Here is a 9,088-nt window from a genome sequence, read left to right on the forward strand (position 1 = left end):
ACGCGCCATCAGGGCCTCATAGTGTCCACTATCCCGTGGTGGACACTATCGAACCGTCTCTATGTCAGGCAGGGCAGTGAGACCGGGCGCTTACGAAGGCGGAGACGGGCGCCTTCGACGACGAGGAGGTGAACCGCGCCGGGTTTGCCGGAGGCTCCCATTCCTGAGAAGGTCGGAGCACCATGAACAAGACCACCGGCAAATTCAGCCCCGAGATCCGGGCGCGCGCAGTGCGGCTCGTGCTGGAGCATGAGGGCGATCATCCATCGCGCTGGCAGGCGATCCTGTCTGTCGCGCCCAAGATCGGCTGTTCGGCGCAGACGCTGAACGAGTGGATCAAGAAGACCGAGACCGACAGCGGCCGCCGCGCCGGCGTCCCCTCCGACATGGCCGCGAAGATGAAGGCGCTGGAGCGCGAGAACCGCGAGCTGCGGCAGGCCAACGACATCCTGCGCAAGGCCAGCGCGTATTTCGCCCAGGCGGAGCTCGACCGCCGGTCGAAGTCATGATCGCCTTCATCGACGATCATCGCGTGGAACATGGCGTCGAGCCGATCTGCCGGGTTCTGCCGATCGCGCCATCCACGTATTACGCCCATCAAGCGCTGCGCCGTGATCCTTCGCGCCGGTCAGACCGGGCGCGCCGGGATGATGACCTGCGCCCTCAAATCGATCGGGTATTCGACGAGAACTACCGCGTCTACGGCGTGCGCAAGGTCTGGCGGCAGATGCAACGCGAAGGACGGGACGTCGCCCGCTGCACGGTGGCGCGGCTGATGAAGGACATGGGCTTGCAGGGGGTTATCCGGGGAAAGAAGCCCCGGACCACCATCCCCGACAAGGCCGCCCCGCGCCCGCTGGATCGGGTGAACCGGGCATTCCGCGTCCCGGCGCCGAACATGCTCTGGGTCAGCGACTTCACTTATGTCGCCACCTGGCAGGGCTTCGTCCACGTCGCGTTCGTCATCGACGCCTACGCTCGGCGGATCGTGGGCTGGCGCGTCAGCAAGACCGCCCACGCAGGCTTTGTTCTCGATGCTCTGGAGCAGGCCGTCCATCAGCGCAGGCCGGGCGCCGGTCTCGTCCATCACTCCGACAGGGGATCGCAATACCTGTCCATCAAGTACACCGAGCGCCTCGCCGAAGCCGGTATCGAACCATCCGTGGGCAGCGTCGGCGACAGCTATGACAACGCTCTGGCCGAGACCATCAACGGCCTGTTCAAGGCTGAGGTCATCCACAGGCGCGGACCCTGGAGAAGCTGCGAGGCAGTCGAGTTCGCCACGCTCGAATGGGTGGACTGGTTCAACAACCGCCGCCTGCTGGAACCCATCGGCCACATCCCGCCTGCGGAAGCCGAAGCGGCCTACCACGCCGCTCTGGAACCGAGGGACGTCGCCGCGTAACTAACGAACACAGGCCTCCGGCAAACCCGGCGCGGTTCAGATCGGCCAGCTCTGTTTGTCGAACTCGATCAATATGAAGCGGAGCTATCGAGCATCATGGCCGAGTTCCCGCGCCTTGTAGATACCAAAAAGGGGAAGTCCGGCGCTGATCCGATGGTCATCTCTCTCGCGCTGTCTCACAACCCGCGCCTAGTCGTTGTGACAGAGGAAGCATTTGGATCAGAAAGAAGCCCACGCATTCCAGATGTCTGCGGTAAGCGCGACCTACGGTGCATCAACATGTTGCAGTTTATTCGGGATCAAGAGTGGAAGTTCTAGGGGTCGACTTCGGCTGCTTGCATAATAAGCCGCTAAGGATTCACAGCCCCTTTTGACCGCATAATGACCCTTCGCTGCGCCGTACACGAACTTGTAAAATGCGGACTTTGCAGCCGTTGACCTCATTCGTAAATTGTTTAGGTTCCATCAAATGACCAATGTCAAATTTGACCTATTTGCAGACTATTTCCAATTTTACATTCAAGATGAGCAGTCAGACGGAATCGACGGTGATTCATGGACGGACATAGCATGCAATGCACGGCTTGCTTTAGAGGCCAACGCTTTTGCCGTTAGCACTGCTCGAAACATGGAAGTTCCAGTAAAAATTGTCGTTTCTAATACTGCCCCCGACCTGGATTTATCTTTGTGGGATCATGTGGTTGAGTTTTCAATTGGCGTGCCTTCAGGTCGGTTAGTCGTCGCTGGCTGCACAGATTACTTTCCAGATGCTGAACGGCTATCTTTGGATAGCGGCTGCTATGAAGCACGTGTGCTGTCCGCGAACTTGGACAAGCTTTCAGATGATGGGCTTGTTGGAGACGATCACTACCGCGTCGAGCTTTGGAAAGGCAACGCCACACCGCTGAAAGTGCTTAAGCAGCACCTTGTCTAGTTCGGGTCGAGTTAGTCTGCTTCGGGCTCAAAGCCCGAATTAGCTGCGCGCTGCATGAACGGCTGGTCTCGAAAATTGCCGATGAGATAGGGCAGGGGGCTGACCATCACCCTGCGAGCTGATAACCGCGCTTCTGCTTCGCCCGGTAGAGCGTCACCATAGCGTCGGCGGCACGGCCTGCATCCTCAAAACAGTCGATCCGATGCCGCCCCTGGGTGCCGATGCGGCCCCATTCGCGTAAGAGAGACATGCCGCCGAACAGGTCAGGCATCAGGCGCAACCGGTAGAACCGATACATATTGGCGTCGTGGTCCACGCGTTCGATGCGGATATCCTCGGGAAACATCTCAAGCTGCTGCATCGGGTGCCGCCTCCCGCATGACACGGCTGATCGTGGACCGGTGGACGTTGAAGAGGCGTGCGGCTTCCGCCTCCGTTCGCTTGCCGGATCGCACCAGGTCGCGGATTTCCCGGCGCTGGTCGTCCGACAGCTTCGGCTTGCGCCCTGGGTGGCGTCCCTTCTTGCGGGCGCGCTCCAGCCCAGCCCGCGTGCGCTCGCGGATCATCTCGCGCTCGAACTCAGCGAACACACCGACCATCTGCATCATCATGCGGCCTGCCGGCGTCGTCGTGTCGATGGATTCTGTCAGTGACCGGAAGCCGGCACCCGCCGCGTCGATCTTCTCCATAATGGACAGAAGGTCTTTCAGCGACCGCGATAACCGGTCCAGCTTCCAGACGATCACCACATCGCCGTCGCGGAGCTGATCGAGCATCCGGTGCAGCTCGGGCCGATCCCAACGGCCCCCAGAGGCAGTTTCTTCGAACATGCGCTCGCAACCGACCCCACGCAGCGCATCGAGCTGCGCGGCGGTGTCCTGGCCGCGATCTGTTGAAATGCGCGCATAGCCGAAGTTCATGCGAACAGTGTTGCGCTTTCTTGTTGCTCAATCAAGTCATTTCGCAACATATTTTCGCAACAACAGATGGTAGGGCAGGGAGCTTGCGATCTTACTGCTCTTGCGCCTGTTTTTCTTGGCATTCTGTGGGGTCGATGGGTTGTCCGGTCTAACAGGGCAGGGCGCGTGTTGCGCAACTGACCGTTTTTGTCTCACAGGTTCTGTCAGGGGGTTTATGTCCGCTTGGCGGACGAAGCTGCCATCCGGTCTTTGTCCGGTTCAGGCGGGGCGAAGACGACGAAGCAGCCGGCGATCTCGGCCAGCGCGGCCAGCGGATAGATCACGGCGGCCGGCATATCAGGCGCCCGTCTCATGGTCGGCGAGGCAGGCGGAATGATCGCGGAGGACTTCGAGAACCCGGCAATCGGAGACGGTGTCCCGGCTGCATTCCCGAAGCATGCGCCTCAATTCCTTGCGCAGCGCCTCCAGCCGGGCGATCCGGGCCTCGACCTCCTTGAGCTGACGGTGCGCGATGCGATCGATGTCCGCGCAGGACCTGCCCGGGTTGTCGGACAGATCGAGCAGCTCGCGGATCGCTTCCAGAGTAAAACCGAGCTGGCGCGCATGTCGAATAAACGCGAGACGGTCGAGATCGTCGTCGCCGTAGCGCCGCTGCCCGCCTTCGGTCCGCCCCGGCTCGGGCAACAGTCCGATCTGCTCATAGTAGCGGATGGTCTGCACCTTCGTGCCGGTGCGCTTGGCGAGCGTGCCGATGGCGAGCATGGGAGGCCTCCTGATTGCTACAGCCTGCGTAGGTTTTTCTCTGATGGCCAACAAGGCGTCACGACAACGTCAGGACCCGCGCCCTCGGTGAAGAAAACGCTTGAACCTCTACCTGCTGTAGCTTGTAAGCAGCCGCCAAATCCAAGAATTGCGAGGCATTCCGGGCGGATGACGAGACTTCAGAAGGGATTGTGGGCGGCGGTCGCCGTCGCCGCGCTCGGCGCGGGGGGACTGGCCGTCACCGTGTCGCGCGCGCCGGAGGTGGCGACAAGCGGCGCGTCCTCGGTGGCGGCCGAGTTCGAGTTGACGGGCCATGACGGCGTTGTCCGCACCGAAGAGGATTTCCGCGGCAAGTGGACTCTCGTCTTCTTCGGCTTCACGAACTGCCCCGACATCTGCCCGACCACCCTGGCGGAGATCGCGCAGGTCATGGACGACCTCGGCCCGCAGGCCGGCGCGGTGCAGCCGCTCTTCATCTCGGTCGACAGCGACCGCGACACGCCGATGGAATTGGCCGAATACGTGCCGCAGTTCCATCCCTCGATCCTGGGTCTCGCCGGGACGCCCGAGCAGATCGAGGCCGCCGCCGCGTCCTTCAAGATCTTCTACGAGCGCGTCCCGGAAGAAGCCGCGCCCGACGGGTACACGATGGGCCATGCAAGCCAGGTGTTCCTCTTCGACCCCGATGGCGGTTTCGTGCGGCTCTACGGCAACGGGACGCCCGCACCGGAGATCACCGCGGACCTCCGCGCACGGATCGACGCTCATGGATAGCCTGCGCGGCGAGAGGGCGCTGTTCCTGGCATGGCTCGTGGGGCTCGTGGCCCCGCTTTCGGCGCGGCAGACCAGACCTTGGAGACCGAACATGAGACCACTCGGCATCGCCACCCTCGCCCTCACGCTTCTGATCGCGGCGCCCCCGGTCCTCGCCGGCGGGGAGCAAGTCGTGGTCGAGGACCCGTGGTCGCGCGCCTCGATCGGGACCAGCCGGCCCGGCGTCGCCTACATGACCCTGCGCAACACCGGGGCCGAGCCGGTCGTGGTGACCGGCCTGCGCACCGACCTCGCGATGACGCCGATGATCCATGCCACCACCACCGATGCGCAGGGCGTCACCCGCATGTCGCACATGGAGGAGATGGAGATCGCCGCGGGCGAAGCCGTCGCGCTCGAGCCCGGCGGCATGCACATCATGCTCATGGATCTTCAGCGGCCGATGGTCGAAGGCGAGAGCTACACCCTGTCGGTGATCTTTGCCGACGGCACGGAGGCGTCGGTCGAGGTGCCGATCCTCGGCATCGCGGCGCGGGGGCCGTCGGACTGATGCGGCGGCGCGCGCTCCTGCGATACGGCGCGCTCGGCCTCGGCGTCGCCACGGCCACGCTCTTCGCGGGCTGGTGGCAGGCCGACGGCCCCGGTGCGCCGGATGCAACCTCCGGGCGCCCCGTGTCGCTGACCGCCATGGACTTCGCCCTGACCGACCACGAGGGGCAGCCGGTCGGGCCGGAGACGCTGTTCGGTCGCCCGTCGCTCGTCTTCTTCGGCTTCACCTGGTGCCCGCAGGTCTGCCCGACCACGCTCGCCGACATTTCGGACTGGCTCGACGGTCTCGGGGCGGAGGCGGAGGCGCTCGACGTCGTGCTGATCACCGTCGATCCGGAGCGGGATACCGTCGAGGCGATGGCCGAGTATGTCGGCTCCTTCCACCCGCAGATCCGCGGCTGGACAGGCAGCCCGGCCGAGATCGCGCGCGCGGCGGAAGGGTTCCGGGTGCGCTATGAGAAAGTGCCGCTCGAAGGCGGCGACTATACGATGAACCACACCGCCGGCGTGTTCCTCTTCGATGCCGAAGGCGCGCTCGTGAGCATCATCGATTACCACGAGCCCCGCGAGTTCGCGCTGCCTAAGATCCGCCGGGCGATGGCCGCACAGGACGGAGCCTCCAGGTGATGGCCGGCGTCGGTCAACGGCCGGCTGAACCTCCACGAGGCGGGAGCCGGACTTGAAGCTACAGTTGCTGTAGGTTCTATATCGGTCTGCGAACGGGAATCATCACGGAGAGCCACGATGGCCGACGGGAGCGCAGGACAACGCGAATGGCGCGTGACGGGCATGGATTGCGGGTCCTGCGCCGCCAAGGTGCGCGGCGCGGTCGAACGCCTGCCAGGAGTGGCGGATGTCGATGTCGCGCTGATGGCCGAACGGCTGCGGCTGACACTGGACGAGAGTCAGACCTCTCCCGAAAGCATCGAGAACGCCGTGCGCAGAGTCGGTTTCGGCATTGCGACCAAGGGCGCGCGACCGGAGAAGCCCAAGGGCGGCTTCGTGCTGCCCGATGGTGCGTTTCCCCTGACCGCGGAAGACCCGGAACCCGAGGGCGAGCATGCGGAAGACTCCGCAAGGCCGGGGGACGCACCGACACCGTCCTGGCATCAGACTTCCAAGGGGCGGCTCGTGATCGGCACCGGGGCCCTGCTGGCGGCGGCCTGGGCATCGCGCCTCGCGTTCCCCGCGGACATCGCGCATTGGGCCTTCATCCTCGCCACGCTGATCGGGCTCGTCCCCGTGGCCCGGCGCGCGTTCGCCATGGCGCGTGCGAGGATGCCGTTCACCATCGAGATGCTGATGACGATCGCCGCCGGCGGCGCGCTCGTGATCGGCGAGGCGGAAGAGGCCGCCCTGGTCGTCTTTCTGTTCGCGGTCGGCGAGTTGCTGGAGGGAGTCGCGGCCGGCAAGGCGCGCGACAGCATTCGCGCGCTCTCGAAGCTCGTGCCGAAGACGGCGCGGCTCGAAGCGGGCGGAAAGACGCGAGAGGTATCGGCTGAGAAGCTGCGCGTGGGGCAAGTCGTGCAGGTCCGTCCCGGCGACCGCGTGCCCTGCGACGGCGAGGTGATCGACGGCATCTCCGGCGTCGATGAGAGTCCGGTGACCGGCGAGAGCGTGCCCGGCCTCAAGGAGCCCGGCGCGGAGGTCTTCGCCGGGTCGATCAACGCCGAGGCGTTGCTTCGCGTGCGGGTCACGAAGGCGGCCGAGGACAACACGATCGCCCGCATCATCCGCCTCGTGGAAGAAGCCGAGAGCGCCCGCGCGCCGACCGAACGGTTCATCGACCGGTTCAGCCGGGTCTACATGCCGGCTGTCGTCGGGGCGGCGGTCCTGGTCGCGGTCCTGCCACCGTTGTTCTTCGGACTCGCCTGGGGCGAATGGGTCTACCGGGCGCTGGCGCTTCTGCTGATCGGCTGCCCCTGCGCGCTGGTCATATCGGTGCCCGCCTCGATCACCTCCGCCTTGTCCACCGGGGCCCGAAATGGGCTCCTGATGAAGGGTGGCGCGGTGATCGAGGCGGCGGCGCGGACGACCCATGTCGCCTTCGACAAGACCGGAACCCTCACCCACGGCAAGCCCCGCGTGACCGACGTCACGGCTCTTTCGGGACGAGTGGACGAGCTTCTGTCCCTCGCGGCCGGCGTCGAGAGCGGCGCGAGCCATCCGCTCGGACAGGCGATCTGCGCGGAGGCTGAACGGCGTGGCGTGCAAGCCGCCGCGGCGACCGGCGGCCGCGCGCTGCCGGGCAAGGGCGCGGAGGCCTCGATCGGCGGCGCAACCGTGTGCGTGGGGTCCCCCCGACTGGCGACCGAGCGTGGCGCGCGCTCGGAGGACCTTCGGAGCCGCGTCGCGGCGCTCGAAGCCGAGGGCAAGACGGTGGTGATCGTGCTTCGCGACAACGCACCCCAGGGACTGATTGCGCTTCGGGACGAGCCGCGTGCCGATGCGGCCGTCGCCGTGGCGCAGCTCCGCACGCTCGGCATCTCCTCGGTGATGCTGACCGGGGACAATCCGCGCACCGCCCGGGCCATCGCCAAGGGGCTCGGCATCGACCATCGCTCCGAACTCATGCCGGAGGACAAGGTTGCGGCGATCCGGGACCTGACGTCCGGCGCGCAAGTGATGATGATCGGCGACGGGATCAACGACGCGCCCGCGCTCGCCGCCGCGCATGTCGGCGTTGCCATGGGCTCGGGCACCGACGTGGCGCTCGAGACGGCCGACGCGGCGATCCTGCGCAACCGCGTGACGGATGTGGCCGGCAAGATCCGCCTCGCCCGCGCGACCATGACGAACATCCGCCAGAACATCGCTATCGCGCTTGGGCTGAAGTCCGTGTTCCTGATGACCACCCTGTTCGGGATCACCGGCCTCTGGATCGCGATCCTCGCCGACACCGGCGCCACCGTGATCGTCACGCTGAACGCCCTGAGGCTGCTGTTCTTCCGGCCCTCCGGGCCGTCCGAGACGACGGGTCAAGCCAGGAGCCCGACCCGGGATGCGCGCCCCGAACGGGTATCCGCGACGACCTGAAAGGAGACAGCCCGTGACCCTCACCAGACGCGCCATTATCGCCTGCGCCGCGCCTGGCCTCCGCGAAAGCGGCGCCGACCATTCATGTCCGAAAAACGTCGACCTGCGCCTGCTGTACGGCCTGGGGCGGAATCCTGGAGCACGACGGCTTCGCGGTGACGTACGAGAACCTCGCTGCCGGGCTGCTTGCCCGCCACAAGTTCGCAAACGGCATCCCGCAGGAGATGGTCTCCTGCCACACCGGCGAGATCGACGGCTACTTCATCGAAGGCCACGTCCCGCCCGCCGACATCCGCAGGCTCCTGGAGGAGCGCCCCGACGCGCTCGGCCTCGCCGTTCCCGGCATGCCCTACGGCTCTCCAGGCATGGGACCGGAGCAAGGTCGCGAGGCCTACAACGTGTTCTTGATCCGCCGAGACCGCAGCACCGAGGTGTACACGAGCTACGACGAGGCTGCCTGAGCCAGCTGCGACAACTCTGTGAGGGCGAGGTCCAGTTGGCAGACGGCACACCTGAGGGCTCAGCGAGCGTCCGCTTTTCGGCCTTCGAGACAAATGCTGCACCCGACACCAAGGTCCGAGAAGGGCTCTTTCCGGACCTTCTCCGCACCGCAGGTGGAGTGCGCCCCTCGGAGTGGGCAGGTCGGCCGGGTCTGAATTGACCGGGGGCGGGCTTTCCGATGAGGAAGGTCCATGCCAAGACGCCATC

11 protein-coding genes and 1 other annotated feature are annotated in these 9,088 nt (G+C 65.4%); of the genes, 8 read left to right on the top strand and 3 right to left on the bottom strand.

Annotation, left to right across the window (positions count from 1 at the left end; all coding sequences use genetic code 11):
• Positions 1-182: 182 nt before the first annotated feature.
• The 3 genes from BM064_RS25790 (at position 183) to BM064_RS27235 (ending at position 2,339) form a co-directional block, all read left to right on the top strand.
• Positions 183-1,405 (top strand): IS3 family transposase gene (locus BM064_RS25790; RefSeq protein ID WP_092866235.1). Its coding sequence is split into 2 segments (ribosomal slippage): positions 183-474 and positions 474-1,405, totalling 1,224 coding nucleotides; the frame shifts between segments, so codons are not numbered across the junction.
• Positions 464-580, top strand: a sequence feature (AL1L pseudoknot). Its footprint overlaps the gene before it by 117 nt.
• Positions 1,406-1,501: 96 nt before the next feature.
• Positions 1,502-1,723, top strand: a complete 222-nt coding sequence (locus BM064_RS28545) for a DUF4411 family protein (protein ID WP_092866238.1) — start codon at positions 1,502-1,504, stop codon at positions 1,721-1,723.
• A gap of 151 nt (positions 1,724-1,874) precedes the next feature.
• Positions 1,875-2,339 (top strand): hypothetical protein, encoded by a 465-nt coding sequence (locus tag BM064_RS27235; RefSeq protein WP_143103473.1) that lies wholly within the window; start codon positions 1,875-1,877, stop codon positions 2,337-2,339.
• A 106-nt stretch (positions 2,340-2,445) separates the two neighbouring features.
• On the opposite strand, the gene BM064_RS25800 is transcribed toward BM064_RS27235, so the two are convergent.
• The 3 genes from BM064_RS25800 to BM064_RS25810 form a co-directional block, all read right to left on the bottom strand.
• Positions 2,446-2,700, bottom strand: a complete 255-nt coding sequence (locus tag BM064_RS25800; protein ID WP_092866241.1) for a WGR domain-containing protein — start codon at positions 2,698-2,700, stop codon at positions 2,446-2,448.
• Entirely contained in the window at positions 2,687-3,259 is a 573-nt protein-coding gene (locus BM064_RS25805; RefSeq protein ID WP_092866244.1) for a recombinase family protein, read from the bottom strand. The genes BM064_RS25800 and BM064_RS25805 overlap by 14 nt, the downstream gene beginning before the upstream one ends.
• 336 nt (positions 3,260-3,595) lie before the next feature.
• Positions 3,596-4,021 carry a MerR family transcriptional regulator gene (locus BM064_RS25810; protein WP_092866246.1) on the bottom strand — a complete coding sequence of 142 codons (426 nt, stop codon included), beginning with the start codon at positions 4,019-4,021 and terminating at the stop codon, positions 3,596-3,598.
• Between the two features lie 168 nt (positions 4,022-4,189).
• On the opposite strand from BM064_RS25810, the gene BM064_RS25815 reads away from it, so the two are divergent.
• From BM064_RS25815 to BM064_RS25835, 5 genes are all read left to right on the top strand, one after another.
• A complete protein-coding gene (locus BM064_RS25815) occupies positions 4,190-4,795 on the top strand; it encodes an SCO family protein (RefSeq protein ID WP_092866249.1) in 606 nt (201 codons plus the stop codon).
• A gap of 91 nt (positions 4,796-4,886) precedes the next feature.
• Positions 4,887-5,345, top strand: a complete 459-nt coding sequence (locus tag BM064_RS25820) for a copper chaperone PCu(A)C (RefSeq protein ID WP_092866252.1) — start codon at positions 4,887-4,889, stop codon at positions 5,343-5,345.
• The gene (locus BM064_RS25825) at positions 5,345-5,971 is read left to right on the top strand and encodes an SCO family protein (protein ID WP_092866255.1); all 627 of its coding nucleotides are present in this window, start codon (positions 5,345-5,347) and stop codon (positions 5,969-5,971) included. The genes BM064_RS25820 and BM064_RS25825 overlap by 1 nt, the downstream gene beginning before the upstream one ends.
• A 117-nt stretch (positions 5,972-6,088) precedes the next feature.
• Complete coding sequence (locus tag BM064_RS25830; protein ID WP_092866258.1) at positions 6,089-8,380, top strand: heavy metal translocating P-type ATPase; 2,292 nt, start codon at positions 6,089-6,091, stop codon at positions 8,378-8,380.
• Between the two features lie 53 nt (positions 8,381-8,433).
• Entirely contained in the window at positions 8,434-8,841 is a 408-nt protein-coding gene (locus BM064_RS25835; protein ID WP_092866261.1) for a DUF411 domain-containing protein, read from the top strand.
• Positions 8,842-9,088 lie beyond the last annotated feature (247 nt).

The sequence above is a fragment of the Albimonas pacifica genome, assembly GCF_900113695.1.
Classification (GTDB): Bacteria; Pseudomonadota; Alphaproteobacteria; order Rhodobacterales; family Rhodobacteraceae; genus Albimonas; species Albimonas pacifica.

Excerpts from the sequence above, each read along its gene's own strand:
- BM064_RS27235 (WP_143103473.1), top strand. The coding sequence starts at position 1,875 with ATGACCAATGTCAAATTTGACCTATTTGCAGACTATTTCCAATTTTAC.
- BM064_RS28545 (WP_092866238.1), top strand. The coding sequence starts at position 1,502 with ATGGCCGAGTTCCCGCGCCTTGTAGATACCAAAAAGGGGAAGTCCGGC.
- BM064_RS25800 (WP_092866241.1), bottom strand. The coding sequence starts at position 2,700 with ATGCAGCAGCTTGAGATGTTTCCCGAGGATATCCGCATCGAACGCGTG.
- BM064_RS25805 (WP_092866244.1), bottom strand. The coding sequence starts at position 3,259 with ATGAACTTCGGCTATGCGCGCATTTCAACAGATCGCGGCCAGGACACC.
- BM064_RS25825 (WP_092866255.1), top strand. The coding sequence starts at position 5,345 with ATGCGGCGGCGCGCGCTCCTGCGATACGGCGCGCTCGGCCTCGGCGTC.
- BM064_RS25830 (WP_092866258.1), top strand. The coding sequence starts at position 6,089 with ATGGCCGACGGGAGCGCAGGACAACGCGAATGGCGCGTGACGGGCATG.
- BM064_RS25810 (WP_092866246.1), bottom strand. The coding sequence starts at position 4,021 with ATGCTCGCCATCGGCACGCTCGCCAAGCGCACCGGCACGAAGGTGCAG.
- BM064_RS25820 (WP_092866252.1), top strand. The coding sequence starts at position 4,887 with ATGAGACCACTCGGCATCGCCACCCTCGCCCTCACGCTTCTGATCGCG.
- BM064_RS25815 (WP_092866249.1), top strand. The coding sequence starts at position 4,190 with ATGACGAGACTTCAGAAGGGATTGTGGGCGGCGGTCGCCGTCGCCGCG.